This window comes from Neisseria wadsworthii 9715 (assembly GCF_000227765.1).
In the GTDB taxonomy this organism is placed as follows: domain Bacteria; phylum Pseudomonadota; class Gammaproteobacteria; order Burkholderiales; family Neisseriaceae; genus Neisseria; species Neisseria wadsworthii.
Genome location: NZ_JH165159.1, coordinates 227269 through 246553, shown reverse-complemented (window position 1 = coordinate 246553; position 19285 = coordinate 227269). Strand labels below are relative to the sequence as shown.

Annotated in this window: 6 protein-coding genes and 2 pseudogenes; 2 read left to right on the top strand and 6 right to left on the bottom strand. The window is 49.9% G+C overall.

Annotation, left to right across the window (positions count from 1 at the left end):
• Positions 1-193: 193 nt before the first annotated feature.
• The 3 genes from HMPREF9370_RS01005 to mgtE all read right to left on the bottom strand — a co-directional run bounded on the left by HMPREF9370_RS01005 (position 194) and on the right by mgtE (position 4575).
• Positions 194-1774 (bottom strand): L-lactate permease, encoded by a 1581-nt coding sequence (locus HMPREF9370_RS01005; RefSeq protein WP_009115377.1) that lies wholly within the window; start codon positions 1772-1774, stop codon positions 194-196.
• A gap of 317 nt (positions 1775-2091) precedes the next feature.
• Complete coding sequence (prmC, locus tag HMPREF9370_RS01000) at positions 2092-2919, bottom strand: peptide chain release factor N(5)-glutamine methyltransferase (protein ID WP_040666744.1); 828 nt, start codon at positions 2917-2919, stop codon at positions 2092-2094.
• Between the two features lie 216 nt (positions 2920-3135).
• On the bottom strand, positions 3136-4575 hold the full coding sequence (mgtE, locus tag HMPREF9370_RS00995) for a magnesium transporter (RefSeq protein WP_009115374.1): 1440 nt from the start codon (positions 4573-4575) through the stop codon (positions 3136-3138).
• 436 nt (positions 4576-5011) lie between these two features.
• On the opposite strand from mgtE, the gene HMPREF9370_RS00990 reads away from it, so the two are divergent.
• Together HMPREF9370_RS00990 and HMPREF9370_RS00985 are read left to right on the top strand one after the other, a co-directional pair.
• Positions 5012-5620: a hypothetical protein gene (locus tag HMPREF9370_RS00990; RefSeq protein WP_009115373.1), complete on the top strand. Its 609-nt coding sequence runs from the start codon at positions 5012-5014 to the stop codon at positions 5618-5620.
• A gap of 90 nt (positions 5621-5710) precedes the next feature.
• Positions 5711-6334: an OmpA family protein gene (locus HMPREF9370_RS00985; RefSeq protein ID WP_244963453.1), complete on the top strand. Its 624-nt coding sequence runs from the start codon at positions 5711-5713 to the stop codon at positions 6332-6334.
• 233 nt (positions 6335-6567) lie between these two features.
• Here HMPREF9370_RS00985 and HMPREF9370_RS12410 read toward each other — a convergent pair.
• From HMPREF9370_RS12410 to HMPREF9370_RS00975, 3 genes and pseudogenes are all read right to left on the bottom strand, one after another.
• Positions 6568-6894: pseudogene (locus HMPREF9370_RS12410) on the bottom strand (OmpA family protein); the annotation flags it as partial.
• Positions 6895-6957: 63 nt separating this feature from the next.
• A pseudogene (locus tag HMPREF9370_RS12405) lies at positions 6958-7398 on the bottom strand (outer membrane protein assembly factor BamE); the annotation flags it as partial.
• A 66-nt stretch (positions 7399-7464) separates the two neighbouring features.
• The gene (locus HMPREF9370_RS00975) at positions 7465-18978 is read right to left on the bottom strand and encodes a YadA-like family protein (RefSeq protein ID WP_009115370.1); all 11514 of its coding nucleotides are present in this window, start codon (positions 18976-18978) and stop codon (positions 7465-7467) included.
• Between the last annotated feature and the right edge of the window lie 307 nt (positions 18979-19285).

Below are 19285 nucleotides of genomic sequence, written 5' to 3'. Positions count from 1 at the left end.
AATCTACTCTCGCCATACACGGACTTAACCCGAGTATCTCGAGTTCCAATAACTGAAGATACTCGGGTTAAGCCCGTGTATGACGGTATCGTTAATTATGTAAGTGGATTAGCTATATAAAAGCGGCAAATGCCCAATTAAGACGATGCCTGTCTGAAATGTTCAGACAGGCATCGGGTTTATGCTCTGAAGTTTAAACCAAGAACAACAATGCCACCACGGCGGCAATCACGCCGTAAACCATCATCGGCACCACGGTTTTCTTCATAATCACACCTTCTTGGTTGTGCACGTTGGTTACGGTACACACGGCAATGATGTTGTTGATGCACACCATATTACCCATTGCGCCGCCCACAGACTGCAAAGCCAAAATCAGAGTTACCGACAGGCCGGTATCCAAAGCGATTTGCTGCTGGATGCCGCCGAAAGTTAGGTTGGATACGGTGTTGGAGCCGGAGAAGAACGAGCCGATTGCGCCCAAGAAAGAGGCGAAATACATCCAGTTTTGACCGGCCAGCGCCGCAAATTCTTTACCGATGGTTTTTACCATGGAAGCATCGCCGCCAACCAGCATCAATTTCACCATAATCAACGCGCCCAACAAAGCCAAAAACGGTTTTTTCACTTGCTGGATGGCCGTGCCGAACATGGCTTTGGTGTCGCTGCTGCTGGTTTTGAACATCATCGCAGAGGCCAGCACGGTTACCACAAACGGAATCAGCGCAGGCACATACAGGGTTTTATAAGCATCGTTCACGCCTTGGCCGAAAATGTTTTTAAAGCTCAGAATCAGCGCACGGCTCACTTCGAAATCAAAGATGCCCAACGGCACGGCAAACAGCGTGGTGGCATCGTTGAGCAAGCCTTTCAAGCCCAGCTGCTGGATGCGGGTAACCACCAAAATGGCAATCAGCATGCCCAAAGGAGCCAGCGCTTTCATTACCACGGCCGCGCCCAGCTTCTCACCGCCGGTTTCTTTTTCGTATTCTTTGCTCAAGCCCACGCCTTTGTTCGCCAAGCCCACAGACAGCAGCAGGCCGATTGCGCCGCCCACCAAAGCCGGGAATTCATAGTTGACCGTGGCCAGCAAAACATAAGGAATGGTGCAGACCATCACGCTCAGGTAAATGAACACAATGTTCTTGCGGATTTCCTGCCAGCTGGTAATGAAGCTCAAGGCTATCAGCGGGATAACCAGGCTGGCAAAAAAGTGGATCAGGCCAGTTTGCTTGCCGATAGACAAAATATCGGCATCGCTCAAATTCAAAGAACCAAAACCGAACCAAGTTGGCGTACCCACCGCACCGAAAGAAACCGGCACTGAGTTCATGACCAGCGTGAAAATGGCCACGCGCAAAGGGTTGAAGCCGAGGCCGACCAAAATCGGCGCAGCAATGGCCGCCGGCGTGCCGAAGCCGCTGGCGCCCTCAATCATAAAGGCGAAGGCCCAGCCAATAATCATCAGCTGCGCCACAGGATTCGGATTGATGTTGCCGAGCCATTTGCGGATCACATCGATGCAACCGGTGGTTTCCATCATGCGGTTAAACAGAATCGCGCCGAAAATCACCGTAATCGGAGTGAACGTGGAAACCAAGCCCGACACGATATTGGCATTCAACAGCATAAATGGATTTTTGAAATAAGTAAGCTGCAGCACATAAATCAATGCTGCCGTGAGCGGCAAGGCAATATACGAGGCCATGCCGTTTTTTTTCACCATCAGCCAAATTAATAGCACGATGGGGAAAATGCTGAGAAACAGAGCCATATGGAGAGTCCTTGTTATCTGAGATTTTGAGGTTGAAAAATCTTTATTTTTGTAATGGTTATAAATTACACACTATTACAGCGAGCGAGTATAACATGCCGATTTACTTAATGTTAATAAATTTAAACAATACCTTGTCTCAAAATGGGGAAAAGATATTTTTCCCAGAAAAACCAACACCAAATACATATGCCTGTCTGAAACTTTTTTCAGACAGGCATTCCCATTATTCAAACCATTTACCGTCAAACTCTATATTTGACTCAGATATCCTTTTACCACTTGCAGCCATATACAGTTACCGTTTTTTGGTTATTTTACGGCGATACCGTATCAACTTTCCTGCCCAGCGTAATGCGGTCGAGCCCGGCGAAGTCCTGCACGGTTTGCACCTCTTCAAAGCCGTTTTCCTTAAATATGCGGCGGGCGGCTTCTCCTTGATTATAACCATGCTCAACCATCAACCATCCTTGCGCTTTCAAGCGCGCACCGGCGCCTTCGGCTAAAGCCCTGATACATGACAAGCCATCGGCGAAATCGGTGAGCGCGGTTTGAGGCTCGAAACGCAAATCGCCTTCGCCCAGATGCGCATCGCCCGCTTCAATATAAGGCGGGTTGGACACAATAAGGTCAAACCATATCTTTTCAGACAGGCATTGCGCTTCAAACCACGAACCGCAGCCAAAAGCCACTTGAGCGCCCAACAATCGGGCGTTTTCCTGCGCCACGGCAAGAGCTTCGCGGCTGATGTCGCTGGCGCATACCTGTGCGTCGGGGCGCTCCAGCGCAATCGTTACCGCAATCGCGCCGCTACCCGTGCCCAAATCCCAAACCGCCCCGCCCTGCGGCAATTTAGCCAACGCGGCTTCAACCAGATGTTCGGTTTCCGGCCGCGGAATCAGGGTGGCCGGGGTAACTTTGAAGCGGCGGCCGTAAAACTCGCGCCAACCCAGAATGTAGGCCATCGGCTCGCCCGCCAAACGCCGCGCCTCAAGCCCGCGCAGCCGGCTGCTTTGGCTTTCAGACAGGCATGCTTCATCGCGGGTAATCAACTGGGCGCGGGTATAGCCGGTAATTTCCTGCACCAGCATACGCGCTTCTAGTTTAGGCAATGCGGTGTTTTCGAGAAATGTTTTGATGTTCATGGCGTTTTCAGACAAGCATATTGCAAATAAACTTGATTTTTGTCATGGTTGCGTCATGCTCGGACTTGCCCCGAGCGTCTCTTAAAGTTACCGAAACCCAAGATATCCGGGGCAAGCCCGAGTATGACGAATAGGCCGATTTTTAAGTTTACTTGCTATATTAAAATGAAAAGATGCCCGGCGCGCACCCGTGCATTCCGAAAGCATACGGTCGGGCTACAACAGGAAAATCGTGGCCAACCCTAAAAAAATCAGGAAGCCGCCGGAATCGGTTACCGCAGTAATCAACACCGAGCTGCCCAGCGCGGGGTCGCGGCCGGCTTTGTCGAGCAACACGGGAATCATCACGCCCACTGCGGCGGCCAAAAGCAGATTTAGCGTCATCGCGGCCACCATCACCAGCCCGATACCGGGGCTTTGATAGAGCAGCCACGACACCACGCCCATCACGCCGCCCCAAATCAAACCGTTTACCAGCGCCACGCCGATTTCTTTGTTTAACAACCGCCCCGCCTGCTGGCCGGTAATCTGCCCCATCGCCATCGCGCGCACAATCATGGTGATGGTTTGGTTGCCCGAATTGCCGCCGATACCGGCCACAATCGGCATCAGCGCCGCCAGCGCCACAATTTTTGCAATCGAGCCTTCAAACGCGCCGATCACGCGGCTGGCCACAAAGGCGGTGCACAAGTTGACCGCCAGCCAAACCCAGCGGTTTTTCACCGAATCCCACACCGGTGCGAACAGGTCTTCTTCTTCCTGCAAACCGGCCATGTTCAACATATCGGCTTCGGATTCTTCACGGATCACATCCACCATATCGTCGATGGTGATGCGGCCGATCAGCTTTTTGTTTTCGTCAATCACCGGCGCGGTTACCAAGTCGTAACGCTCAAATGCCTGCGCGGCTTCTTCCACGTCGTCGGTCGGGCGGAAACGCACCACATCTTTGGCCATCACGTTTTCCACCGTTTCTTCCGGGTCGGAGACCAACAGCTTGCGGATGGGCAGCACGCCGATTAACACATCTTCCTCATCTACCACAAATATTTTGTCGGTATGGTCGGGCAGTTTCTCAAACCGGCGTAAATAGCGCAGCACCACTTCGCAAGCCACATCGGCGCGCACGCTCACCAGCTCGAAATCCATGATCGCACCGACTTGGTCGTCTTCATACGACAACGCCGCCTGCACCTGCGCCCGCTCTTCTTCGTCGCGGGTTTGCAGCGCTTCGGCCACCACATGCTGCGGCAAATCTTCGGCCAGCTCGGCCAAATCGTCGGCATCCAAGTCTTCCACCGCGGCCAGAAGCTCATCCTTATCCATAGCATCGATAAGGGTTTCGCGCACGGCGTCGGATACTTCGAGCAACACGTTGCCGTCGTCTTCCGGCTCGGCCAGCTTCCACACAATCACCCGCTCTTTTTGCGGCAGCGATTCGAGCACGTTTGCCACGTCGGCCGGGTGCAGGTCGCGCAGGATGCCCATCAATTCGATGAGCTTCTGGTTTAATTCGGGGTCGGAAATAGAAGTGTGCTGGTCAATCTGGCTGTGTACCGGCAGCAATGCCTCGGCCAGGTCGTGAATGCGGCCGATATTCAGCGGCTGGCGCTCACGCTCTTTAACGGTTTCTGTGATTTGAGGTTCTGTGCTCATAACTGCTCCGCCCGCCTGGGGCGCGGCAGCGTCCGGGCAGGGATGATTATGTTTTTTTGATTGTGTGGTTTAGATAAGATGAACTGGGACTGTCCATGATATTTGCCTGCCGTTTCAGACAGGGCTTTGAGTCGAAAACGGGGCGTATTTTAACATATCCCGACGGACAATTGAAAAATCCTTACAATTTGGGATGAACCGTTTGGGATGAACCGATAGAGAATGCCTGTCTGAAAGCTTCAGACGGGCAGAGATTTTTACCCTAAACTCCCTCCCAAGATATTTAGGTTTTTTCATGAGCACCGTCTTTCAATCTTCCAACAATTGAAACCCAGCTAGAAACTTATTTTAAGCATGATTGTCCAAATATAATTTATAAGGCATATGAATTTTCATCAAACGTAGCACGAGTTAAATATCAAGGAGTTTTATTGCCATGCGTTTTAAATATTTAACTGTATTTACCTTTATTGTTGCCTTTCTTGCTGCGTGCCAGAAAGAAGAAGCGCCACAAACGCCGCAATCTCAGGCAGAACAGCAGGCTCCCGTGCAACAGCCCCAACCTGCTCCTGTTTCTACTGCGCCGGTTTCTACGGAAACCACGCCTGCAAGTCAGGCCGGTCAGGGAAACGGTCAGCCATGGCAATCTATTCAAACCAAGATAGCGGGGCCGGGTTCTATCCACTTGGTTAAGGCCAAGGCAACCGGCAAAATTTTAAGCGTAGAATTTATTGCAGAGCCTCCTAAAAAGCCTAACGGGGAGTATGAATTTGTTGCCAACGGCATAACGGCGAATGCGGCAGATTTTTACTACATCGACGAATTTACAAGCAAAAAAGTGCACTTGCTTCAAGATGAAAGCGGTAAATATATGGCCAGCCCGCTGGAGCAAAGAGCTAACGGTGAGGCTATTAAGGTATTGAATTTGGTGAGCCATCCGCAAACGGTTTCTTTGAAATTTCCCGCTCCGCCGGAAACATCGCCTACCGTAACAATTGAATTTCCGGGAATCGGTTCATTTGATTCTGTTCCGGTGCAACGTTAGTGTTGGATATATTTGTTCTCCGCTTTTCAGACGATCTGAATACCAGGCCGTCTGAAACTGTAAATATTTATGCAAGACCTTGAGACTGCTATGAAGCCTAAATTTATGGTGATGTTGTCGGCTATATGGGTATTGGGTGCTTGCGGGCAACAACCGTCTGCACCGCAAAAAACGGAAGCCGTTTCTGCACCGAAGTCTCAACCTGTTCCCACCGCCACGCCCATGGCAACATCAGAAACCTCAACGTCCCTTTCTGCCCGTGAAAGCGGTTTTATCGTTACAGAAAGTGGCTTTGCCGCATCAGAAACAGGCTTGAGCGGACAAACAAGTGATTTCCAGATTGAACTCAACCTTTCTTCGGATGTGTTGTTCGATTTTGATAAAGCAGTTTTAAAACCCGAAGCGGCTGGGGAATTACAAAAAGTTGCTGATATTATTCGTGAAAAAAGCAAGGGAACTGTGCGGATTATTGGCCACACCGACAGCAAAGGTAGCGAAAGCTACAATAAAACGCTTTCGCTTGAGCGGGCCGAAGCGGTAAGAAATTGGCTCGAAAGCCAAGGGGTGAAGCAAAACTATCAAATCAACGGCGCAGGAGCGGCCAATCCTGTTGCACCGAACACTCGTGAAGATGGCAGTGACAATCCGGAAGGGCGCGCCCAAAACCGCCGTGTAGAAATCATCATTCATGCTACTCGGACTCTGAGCAATTAAAACCGGTGGTTCTACTGGGGTTACCGTATGGTATAGTGAATCAACTTAAAAAAATAGCACGCTCGTCATACTCGGGCTTGAGCCGAGTATCTCTTAAAGTTACTGGAACTCAAGATACTCGGCTCAAGCCCGAGTATGACGGTCTCGTTATTAAACTTAAGTAAATTGACTATAGCAAATAAAAAATGCCTGTCTGAACTTTTTCAGACAGGCATTCTTGATTACGGACTTAGTTACAGCTTACCGGAGCCTTCCACTTCGATTTCCACACGGCGGTTGGGTTTCAGGCATTCAATCAGCTCGCTGCGCGACAGGCTGCCGGCGCACTCCTGCACCGGCCGGCTCTCACCCATACCCACGGCGCTCATCACGCCGGCGGGTACGCCGCGGTTAACCAAATAACGGCGCACGGTTTCGGCACGTGCTTGCGACAAGCGTTGATTGTAGGCATCGTCGCCCAAACGGTCGGTATGGCCGGTGATGCGGATGGCTGTCAGGCGGTCGAAAGTTTTCACTTTGGCGGCAAATTCGTCCAGCTTTTCTTTGCCGGCCTCATTGATGTCGCCCATGCCGCTTTTGTCGAAACCGAACAAGGCATCGGCACCGATGGTGTAGCGGTGTGCGTCTTCAGAAGGTTTCATCGGCGGGCACACGGCGTTTTCCGGATCGACGGCTTTCCAATGAAAACTGCGGGCATATTTTTTGATGTCGTAAATAATCTTGAACTGACAAGTAGTTACGTTATCCGTGCCCTGCCCCGGCGTGTGGAAGTGAAACAGGTAATCCCACTCGCGCACATGGAACATGCCTTCGTTAAAATGCGGGCGGCCCAGAAGTTTATAAAACTGATCTTTGGTCATGCCCGATTTAATCTGAGCCAATTCGTCGGCTGTCGGGAACGTGCCGCGGTTATGGTCGAACGAAGGAGCAACACTTTTCACTGAAGGGAATACCGGGTTGTCGGTGGTGCCGTCGGATTTTACATCGCTTTTGGTCGCGCAAGCCGATAACACGGCAGCCAGCATCAGGCTTACGCCCGCTTTAATGATTTGTTTGTGTTTCATTTTTAATCCTTTGGTTTTCAGACAGGCATTGGTATGCCTGTCTGAAAAGTGTTTACGGGTTGAACATTACCATTGATAGCCCACGCCGGCAGTGGCGCCGAAGTGGCCGCGGGAGTTGCCGCCGGCAGTGCCTTTGATAATCCAGTTGCCGTTGTCGGAAATGCTGGAATAGCCGACGGCATAGCCGCTTTCGCCGCGGTATGTGCTGCCTGATACGGCCATCATGCTCTTGCCGGGCAGGTAAGCCTGCGGCAGACCGGCCATAGCCATGGCTGAAGCAGTGCCTGCGTTGGCGCGTCTGCCCACATCGTCAATTTTCTGGTTCAGGTGGTTGCCTACGCCCAACAATTGGTTCACGTTCACCGCGTCGGTCGGTGCTGAACCTGCGCCTACGTTGTGCAACACAACCGGTGCATTGGTATTGCCGCCAACCAAGGTAACGTCGTTAGACGCTGTGCCTCCGTTCGGCTGGGTCGGCGTTTCAGGATTGCTGTATTGAACAATACCCGCACCGCCGCCTTTCACCTCTTCAATGGCTTTGTTGGTGTAGTAAAGCTGGCTGCCGTTGATGGCATCTGTGCTGGTTGCGGAAACCACACCGGCCGCTACGTTTTGGATCTGACGGGTTTGGCCGTCTTTACCCACGCTCACTACGCCGACTACGTCTTTCACACCCGCTACATTGGCGTCATTCTCGCCTTTGTAAGTATAGTTGCTGCTGCCCGCCGCAGCTTTGTGTACTTCAACCGCAGCAGATTCGTTACCCAATACAACCGAATTGGCCACAGTTTGCGTTACAGAGTTACCCACCACAAAGGTGTTATCGGTTGCAACAGTGTTGTTGTTACCCAATGAATAGCTATTGCTGCCGCTGACAATGCTCGGGTCACCGATAGCGCCTGAATTGCGGCCGGTAACGATGTTGCCCGTACCGATGGCCAAAGCATTTTCAGCCAACGCTTGGGCGCCTTTACCGATGGCCAGAGCGTTTTCTGAATTGGCCGCCGCATTGAAGCCTACTGCAGTGGCAAACTTACCGGATGCACTTGAGTCTCCAGTATCCTTAACCGCGCCACCGGTGGTTTGGCCTGAATCGTCGTTGGTATGGAAGTATTTGATACCGCCTTCGTTCATATTTTTAATGGCCGAAATCACGGTGTTATCGTTGGTTGCGGTTTGTCCGGCAACGTCGTAAGTTTTCAGTGCCAATTTACCTGCTTCGGTCAGCTCGCCTTTGTCATTAGTGTAAGCATTGCCTTTCCCGTCATCAGTACCCAAAATATTGTTGGCAACATTGGTGATATTGGTTACGTTGTTTTGCACCGTTGCCAAATCACCTACGGTAGCGGCGTTGTTCCATTGCTCGCTGCTGCTGCCCTCGGCTTTGATCTGTTCGATGGTTTTACCGTCCAAACCGCTCCTCAAGCCGGTAATTTGCTGATTGTTCATCGCAATACCTTGCCCGTTGATGGTCGGGCCGTTGGCAACTTGAACTTGTTTCACCGAAATTTGGTCGTTCAATGCCACTTTCACACCGTCGGCCGTGGTTTCTGTGCGGATGTTGCTGCCGTCGCCGTTTACATTGAGCGTGCTGCCCAATTTACGCTCGACATTGCTGCCGCTATCGGCTGCAAAAGTCAGCGGCTGGTTGACTGCTTTATCCAAACCGTTCAAAGCTTCGCCCACGTTATTGTAGGTTTTGCTTTCACCAATGGCCGGATTGCCGCCGGTTAAGGCATAAGCGGGCGCAGTAACATTGCCGTCGGCATCTACTGTTGAGCCGCCACCCAACGCATCAGCCACTTTTCGACCAGCATTGAAGAGCTGGCTACCGTTAACCGCATCGGTGCTGGTCGCGCTGATATTGCCTGCCGCAACATTGCTTACTTTCTGATTATTGGCATCCAAGCCTCGGGCGCTGATGTAGGTGTTGCCGCCTACATTCACACCGCTGTCGTCAAGCACCACTTGGTTGGCACCGTTACCGCTGGCCACACGGGTAAACTCAACTTCATCTTTGGTAGCCACTTTGTAAGTGGTGCTGCCATCGGCATTTTTCTCAGGCGTAATTTCAACGTTTTTACCGGCCGCCACTTTGTTGCTGGATGCAGCGGCAAGGTCTTTCAACTGTTTCAGGTTAACCGCATCAGTATCGTTTTCGGCATCGGCCACATTGCCGATCGTTTTATTGCCTGCATTGATGCCTGCTTTGCTCACACGCACATCGCCGGCCCTCAAACCATCTGCAGTCAGAGCAACTTCATTGCCCACTGCAACACCGTCATTGTTCACAACGGTATTTCCGGCAGCAAGGCTGCCATCTGCACCCAACTTGATGTTTTTCGCCAGTTTCACTTCCAACGTACCGTTGCCGTCTGAAACGACACCGATATTATTCTCGGTGAGTTTGTCGGCCTCGGTTACGCCGCCTTTCACCGTTACGGTAGAGCCCAATTTGCGTTCAGACAGCCCCCCGGTATCACCAGCAAAAATCAGCGGGGTATTGGCTACTGCCGCCAATTGGTTTTCGGTAGCCGCTTGGCCGGTTACAGGATTGGCAGCATCGAAGGTTGTATTGGTTAACCCGCCGATTGTGCCGGCTTTACCGTTGATGCTGATGGGGTTGGCTTTACCGATGTTGATGTTTTCGGCCAAGTCAAAAGTCACATTGTGGCTGTCGGCTGTTTTGCTGATCACAATATTGCTATCGGCATTATTGAAGTCAACTTTGTTACCGGGAACCACTTTGCTTTCAGCCTTACCGTTGGCGGAAATATTCCAGCCGTCACCCACTAAAGTACGAATCTCATCCAACTGCGATTTATTAACCGCATCATTCGGATTTTCACCTGCGCCTACATTGGTGATTTTCTCACCGCCTGCATCCAAACCTCGGGCGCTGAGTTTACCCTTGAATGTGGGAGCATCGGCCAGTTGGATTTCCACTTGGTTGTCGCTGACAACAGTGCGTACATTATCGGCAGATGCCGTGCCGTCAACGGATGCACCTCGAATGCTTAATACGGAACCCAGCTTTTGATCGCTGCCGTTGTTCACACGTGTGCTGGTGCCTTGGTTAGTATTGCCTGTAATGGTTATCGGATCCTGCATCACTGAATTCAACTTAGTCAGAGCATCCTTAACATTGCCCACCCTCTCTAGGGTTGTGCCGTCAGCACGCTGAATCTCGTATACGGGGTCTGTAATCGAACCGTCTACTTCATTGAATTGGCCACCTAATACACGGACAGTATCACGCAGCTGGCTAACCGCTACTGCATCCGTATTTGCGGTACCTTTGGCAAGATTGGTAACACGGGTAGGTGTGGCAGTTTGCGGATCCACGGCATTCAAGGCGCTGATAGTAATATCTTTACCATCATATTTCGTTTTATCTTTAGCCTTTTCAAAGTGAACGGTACCATCAGGATCAACTTTGCGGATAAGCTGCTCACCGGCGCCATTCACATAAGAGAATGGCGAGTTGGCCTCTACAAGCGTTTGGTTCTCGACAATGATGTCTTCCATTGCTCTTTTCAGTTGAGCCATATTGACAGCATCACGATCTTGTTCGCCTTCGGCAACGCCGGTAATCTTCTGATTGCCCGCATCCAAGCCGACAGCACTCACTTTGCCTTTAAAGGTAGGCGCATCAGCCAGCTTAATTGTGATGGTGCCATTGCCGTCGTTGCTGGTAATTAAATTGTCGGCAGAAGCGGCGCCATTGAAATTACCCGCTTTAATGGCCATAGTCGAACCCAATACGCGCGTGCTGTTTTGACCGTCATCAGCGCTGAATGTAATTGGCTTCACGATTTCATCGTTGAGGTTGGTCAATGCCTCCTGAACGGTATTTACCGACTGCTTAGCTTGGCCGTCTGCCGATTTGGTTGCAAAAGACGGTGGGGTATAAGTGTTGGTAACAGGATCATATTTACCACCCAAGGCTTGCATATTACCTTCAACATTCTTATTCACGCCTTTCAGTTGCGCCATATTTACGGCATCCTGATCATCCTGGCCGGCGGTTACTCCGGCAATTCTTCCGCTGCCTTCCGCATTTACTACAACATTGCCGAAGGTTGGGCTTTCAGCAAGCTCAATCAACATCTCACCGTTGTTGCCTACTTCGGTGCGGATATTTTTGCTCGAAGCATTAGCCGTTGCAGCCAAGCCGCCTTTCACAGTGAAGGTATCTCCCAAACGCTTGGCTGTATTACCAGTGTTGCCAGCGAAATTAATCGGTTTTTGGATTTCAGTACCAATATTGTTCAACGCGTCCTGAACGGTAGATACACCGTCGTATTTGCTGCCGTCCGCTTTGGTAACCACCCAAGAAGGCGCTGCCACAGTTCCCGTGTTCGGGTTTATCGGCACACCCAGAGCTTCGGCAATCGGGTTCAGCTGTGATACGTTTACCGCATCCTCTGCCTGTTTACCGGCTGCAACATTACTGATAGCTTTGTTATTGGCATTCAAACCGGCATCGCTAACGTAAGTTTTACCGTTAACTTTCACACCATCGCTATCCAAAGTAACCGCATCTACGCCCGTGCCCGCAACCACGCTGTTGAAGTTCACATCGGCTTTAGTGGCTACGCTAACGGTTTTGCCGGTTTGGGTAAGCTTAATGTTGCTACCCGCATCTACAGTAATCGTTTCACCGGCTTTAACCACAGCCTCTTTGTTGTTGCTGACTTCTCCGCCACCATCATTGGAAGTGTTCAGTTTAAAGCCTTGGGCAACATGTTTGATGGCTTCATTTACCGTATTCTGACCGGTACCACCGATATCTGACATCGCAACATTACCGTCTGCGCCGACCGCCGCATTACCACCCAAAGTTTGGGCGATGCTGTTGGCCGTACCGTATAGCTGGCTGCCGTTTACCGCATCTTTACTGCTGTCGCTAACATTGCCTTTAGCAATATTGGTTACTTTCTTGCCGCCGTTATTCAGGCCGGATGTCGTAAGTTTTACAGCATCGGAACCGTCAACAGGCTGAATGGTAACGCCGTCACCGTTTACAGTGGTTTGATTGCTGGCTCCATCTGTAAATTGTGCGCTGGTCAGACCGGTTAAGTCTTTCGCCAGATCGAAAGTTACGTTGTCGCTGGTTGCCGTTTTGCTGATCACAATGTTGTTATCATCGCTGCTCAAGTCAACCGTATTACCTGACGCAACTTTGCTGCTGTTGGCACCTTCGGCAGACAGATTCCAGGCTGCGCCCACGCTCGTATTAATCGCACGGATGGCCGCATCGATATTGTTTTGGCCTGTACCTCCAATATCATTATTGGTAAACGTGCCGCTATCCGGATTGTAAACGGTTGAACCGCCCACAATGCTTTCAACACCTTTACCCGCTTTATATAACTGGCTGCCGTTTACTGCTTCTTGACTGTTGTTATTCACAGCACCTTCAGACAGGCCTGTAATCTTACCTGCGCCATCTGCATTAAGGGTAAGGTTGCCGAATTGAGGACGCTCGGCCAATTCAATCTGCATCACACCATTATCTACTTTTGTGCGGATATTTTGTGTTGATGCCGCCGCTGTGTCACCCAAACCGCCTTGAATATTCAAGGTATCGCCTAAGTGTTTCTCGGTTTGACTGATATTGCCGGCAAAGGTAATCGGTTTTTGAATTTCCTTGCCTACATTGGTCAATGCTTCTTGCACAGTAGATGCCGGTGCATACGGTGTGCCGTTTGCCTGCGTAACCGTAAATGAAGGCGCAGCAACCGTACCGGACGCCGCATCAACATTCATACCTAAGGCCTGTGCAATCGGCGTCAGCTGGGATACATTAACTGCATCAGTATTTTTGGTACCTGCGGCAACATTACCCACTTTGGTTGCAACCGTTGTTTGCGGTTTATTCGGATTCAAAGCGGCTATCGTAATATCGTTGCCGGCATAAAGTTGGTTATCTTCAGCAGTTACAAACGTAACCTGCCCTTGTTTATCCACTTTACGGATCAATTGCTTGCCGTCACTGTTGACATACGAAAACGGTGAGTTGGCTTCAACCAAGGAAAGATTGGAAACCGATAAATCTTTCAACGCATCTTGCAACTGTTTAACGTTGACCGCATCGCTATCCTGATTACCCGCCAACACATTGGTAATCTTATTACCGCCGTTGTCCAAACCGTTTTCAGACAGGCTTACTCGTTGGCCATTGGCAGGAGCAATCGTCATGCCATTACCGTTTACAGTGGTTGTATTGCCTGTACCGTCAGTAAATGCAGCGCTGGTCAGACCGGTCAGACTTTTAGCCAGCTTAACATTCAATGTGTTGTTGCCATCAGATTCCACTGCGATATTGTTATCGCTCAGCTCTCCTGAGGCCCCGCCTTTCACAAATACTTCTTGACCCAGCTTGCGGTTGAAATTATTGCCACTATTATCACCGCCAAAAGTCAGCGGATTATTGGCTTGCGTATTAACGGCCCTGATTGCCCCATCCACCGTATTTTCACTGGTACCGCCAATATTAGACATTGCAATATTGCCATTCGTACCCATTGCAGCATTTCCGCCCAACACGTTTGCAACGCTGCCGCCCACATTTCCTAAAGCTTGCTGGGTAAGGTAAAGCTGGCTGCCGTTTACGGCATCCGTGCTATCTGCACTGATACGGCCTGCAGCCACATTAGTAACCGTACGTTTAACATTTCCGCTTCCTACGCTTACGGTTGCGGCAGGGGCAGCTCCGGCAAAATTACCGTAAGCAATATTGTTCACTGTAGCAGAGGAAGTTCCCTGAGCCGCTTCGGTTACGGAATCTGCACCCAAAGCAACATCTTTTGCATTGGCAGCGATACTGTTATTACCCAACGCCAACGCTTGCTCTCCTTGAGCGGCGGCATCGTTGCCGAAGGCTGAGGAACGCATGCCTAGTGCATTCGCACCTACACCAACAGCAGATGCATTATTGCCAAAAGCTTTGGCAGCAGTACCAATAGCAACGGCATATTCGGCGGATGCTTTAGCCTCGGAACCCATTGCAATTGCATTAGTAGCCGATGCACCTGCTTTACTACCTATACTGATAGCCTTATTGCGCAGTACCTCGCTGCTTGAATCCTTACTGCCTGCTTCCTTACCAATATTGATATTTTCATCACCGTTGGTGTTCGCACCGGCAAAATAACCAATGTTATAGTTGAAATTACCTGTTTGACTATGGCCGGCCAAAGCAACGATATTGGCGTTATGGTCGCCGTTTTGCTGCATACCGGCTTTCCAACCTATGGAAGAATTATGTTCTCCTGCACCATTTGACCCGGCATCGCTGCCGATACCGATGTTATTACCCGCTACAAACGGAGTACCTTCATTGGTTTTAGATGATGCGGTACGACCTTTCCCTGCCTGATAGCCGATAAAGATATTTTCTCCTGTTTGTGTATTTTGACCGGCTGCATCACCGATGCTGATATTTTTAGAGCCTAATCCGCCTGTACCAGAATTTCTACCTATTGCAATGCTTTGATCTCCGACAGCAGCAGCACCCGTTCCGATTGCAACCGTATCGAAGCCATCGGTTGCACCTACAGCACTAGTTCCATTAGGATTCACAACGGCAGGATTGCCTGCTCCGGCTCTTGTTACCGCACCACGACCGATAGCTACAGAAGTGTTGGTTGCTGCTTGCGACAAATAACCAACCGCAACAGATTCATTTCCTGCAGCTTGCGTATCATTCCCCAAAGCAGTTGAGCGAGAACCAGCTGCATTTGCACCAGAACCCAATGCAACAGCACTTTGATTGGTTGCATGGGAATCAAGACCAATAGAAACAGCATAATCACCGCTTGCATCGGCATTTTTACCAACGGCAACCGCACTATCTGCAGTAGCATCTGCGCTTTGTCCGACAGCTACCGTATCTTTTGCAGAAGCCACCGCTTCATTACCTACTGCAGTAGCATTACTTGCAGAAGCATTGGCTTGATTGCCTACAGCAGTAGCTCTTTCTCCTGCTGCAGATGCAGACACGCCAGCCGCCATGGCATTAATACCAGTTGCACCTTGGTTGTTATAGTTCGTATCAGCCTGCGGCTCAACACTATTCACGCTGTAATCATGATGTTGTGTGGACTGAACCGCGGCTTTCAATTGAGCTACGTTCACAGCATCAGAATCAGCAGAACCGGCGGCCACATTGATAATTTGGCGTGTTTTTTCATTCGAACCAACGGATACTGCCGCCAAATTTCCCTTTACAGTAGCCGCTACCGCTGCTTTTTGAGTATCGCTTGCCAACTCGCTTGCATAAAGCTGGTTAGGGCTACTCGGCGTAGCACTTACAGTAACATTACTCAATACACCACGATCTGCAACCGACTCACTACCCAACGCCACCGAGCGTGCAACAGAAGCATTGCTTGCAACACCAAATGCAGAAGCGTGATCTGCTGTTGCTCGAGAAGCCGATCCAACAGCTATCGAACCGGCACGTGTAGAGACCGAACCGGCACCCAAAGCAACCGCTTGGCCGAATTTGGCATCTGCATAGTCACCAATAGCAATCGCACCTCTGCCGTATGCTTCCGTGTTCAAGCCAACCGCAATGGCAGACTTGCCCGAAGTATGCGCATTGCGGCCGATCGCTACCGAACCGATATAAGCATCAGGAACATTGTCGGCGGTATTCGTAACCACATCATTGCCAGAGACCGCCCCATAGCCCAAAGCCACGCCGTCTTCCACGTTAGAAACAGCGCTTTTGCCGATCGCCATTGAGTTGGTACCCGTTGCGCCTTCATTTAAATAGTTGGTACCTAGCTGGTTATTGTTTTGAACACTAAAATAATGATGTTGTGTTTTTTCAATCGCCCTGAAAAGCTGGCTGCCGTTGACTGCATCCGTGCTATCCGCAGTAATGCGGCCTGCCGCGACATTGGTAACGGTTCTTTCTCCACCCCTTTTACCCACGCTCACGGTAGATGTAACTGCTCTTGGATCTGAACCTGCAAAACTGCCGTAAGTAAAACCTACTACCGTCGCTGTTGGCGTGGTAACCACATCAGCGGTTTCCGAACGGCTACCCAGAGCTACGGCATCGTTATGCAACGCTTTAGATTCATAACCAATGGCAACGGCATTGGTTTTACCTTCTTCGACTTTTGCCCGCGTACCCACGGCAATTGCATGATTGGCATTTGCGTGCGCCCATTCGCCGATGGAAGTGGTATTAGTTTTATTACTAAATACACCGGCAACAGCTCCATCCTCATACGCGCCTGCCGGATTTTTGCGTTGCTCCCGGCCCGCATTGCGGCCAATGGCCACATTGGCATTTCCCGAGCTGTAGCCGCCTGCATCTTTACCAATCGCCACGTTATCATGCCCCAACGCATTAACACCCGCGCGACTGGAGATTGCGGTATTCGTATTACCGGTAATGATTACCCGGGAATCTTGGGAAGCGCCTTTGGTTACAGATGCGGCTTCCATTGCGCTTAATACTGCGGCATTAGTTTTATCAAGCGATCCCGCTTGCCGGCCAATCGAAATACTTTCGCCGTAATAACTGTTATAGCCCACACCTGCATCGTAACCGATATTCACACCATAATTATTGTTAACCGTGCTCTTACCGGCTTGATAGCCGATATTAACCATATTGACCAAACCATTGGAACTGGTTTTGCCCTCATTGGTACGTGCCGAAATATTAGTCAAATTAGGATTGGTAGCATCTACGCCCTCAGAACCCGCAGAAGCGCCCAAAGAAAATGTGTTACTTCCCGCAGCTATTGATCCCGATCCGATAGCCACTGCTTTGGATGCAGATGAAAGGGCAGACGTACCCATTGCTACTGAATCAGTTTTTTGTGCCTTAGCTTGGCTGCCAATAGCAATTGCAGCAGATCCATCCGTAGCTACGGTAGAGCCTTCAATACCTGTTTGTGCCTCATGGCCCAAAGCAAGAGAGTTTCCTCCACGGGCTTTGGTGCTACGACCAAGGGCAACCGCACCACCTTTTTCAGCATGCGCGGCAGAGCCCAATGCCATAGCTTGATAACCTGCCGAATTGGCTTGATAACCGATGGCTACCGCTTGGGCAATCGTAGAAGTGGCATTGGAACCGACCGCAACACCGCTCGCTTCTGTAGCTGAGGTTCTGTAACCCAACGCCACTCCATCTTTCTTAGCCGCATTAGCTTCATTACCAATGGCTACGGCACTTGATTCAGTCGCACGGGCAGTACCAATAGCAATAGAGTTACTGTGAGTGGCTTGGGCTGTATTACCAATTGCCACAGACCCTACATCACCAGTAGCAACTACGCCCGTACCTAATGCAATACTATCTTTAGCACTAGCCGCAGCACCCGTACCCATTGCAATAGTATTGCTGTTTGTTGCTTGACTACTGTCGCCGATGGCAACAGAGCTGGTAGCCGTTGTTTGTGCAGCCTTACCTACTGCCAACGAATTTGCGCCGCTTGCAGACACACCAACACCTGCCGCAAGGGCGTTATTGCCCGTTGCGCCATCGTTATTGTAGTTTCCTGCTTTTGCAGCTACGGTTGATGTCGTATCTTTTACGCTGTAAAAATGGATTTTCTCATCTTGCAGGGTATTCACATTACCACGCACGCGGGTTAATTCCTCGGCAACCGAATAAAGCTGGCTGCCGTTTACACCGTCGGTACTGTCTTGAGTTATTTGACCTGGAGCCACATGTTTGAGTTGACGCTCAAAACCATCGGAACCGAATGAAACTTGGTCACCCGCTTTCAGATTTGCGCCGCCCCTGAAATTAAAGGTTACGTCATTAATAGTGACACTTTGCGGTGCAGCCGCATTAGTTTCGGTACTAGAGCCGGCGCCAATAGCTACTGCGTTATCTTTTGTTGCCTTTGAGCCAACGCCCAGCGCCAATGAAACATCTCCACTGGCAACCGCCCTTGTACCAAAAGCCGTAGATAAATCTCTAGCAACTGCTGATACGCCAATCGCAACCCCACCGTTTCCAGCAGTTGTGGCGCTATAGCGATAACCGACTCCATTTCCAGGTCGAGAAAACGGCACTAAGTAATCGCCCGTCAATTCATGGTATTTCACGGCAGCAGCAGTATTGTTATAAGTATTGTCATTATGAGACTGACGAATATTAGGAATTGCAGAATTGGTGGCAACGGCATCCAAATCATCACCACCGATAGCAACTGAAGAGTTCCCTGCAGCAGAAGTATCTGCTCCAACTGCCACGGCCTGTTTACCTCTAGCAGCAGCCTTCGTGCCAACTGCCACGCTCTGATTAGCATTGGCAACAGCATCATTACCACATATTAAATTTTTACTTTCCGGATCCGCAGTATCGTATTTACATTGCACATTCACAAAAGCTGCATTTGCGCTTCCAGAAAAGCCGAACGTCATGCCAATCACGACTGCTATCATAGACAGGGTAAATTTCCATTTTCCTTTTTGGCTTTGGCCGCAAGAAACGCACTCCATACGACTCCCCGCAGGTTTCCCTTTTGCCTTCTCTATTTCCGAAACAGCCACCCAAGCTCCTAAGGCGTCGTTCCATATTGTGCGGTAATTTTTATTCATGGTTGTTAACTCTCTTTAATTAGATAAATAATTTGCTTATTGATTAAAAAATATAAAATAGTAATTATTAATAATATTTATATTAAAATTACTATCTACGTTACAAACTGCCAATTTACGTCACTCAGTAACAAAAAAGCATATCGGTTATTCACCTCAAAAACTGAATTTGCTTTTTACATTTTGTCATATTGAACTCTGGGCAAATCCTTACCGTTTATCGGAAAATACGACCACAATAAAAATTTCTTCTCTGCCGAATTTCATTAGCCCGTATAAAATTCAATACCTCAACCTAAAATCAAGC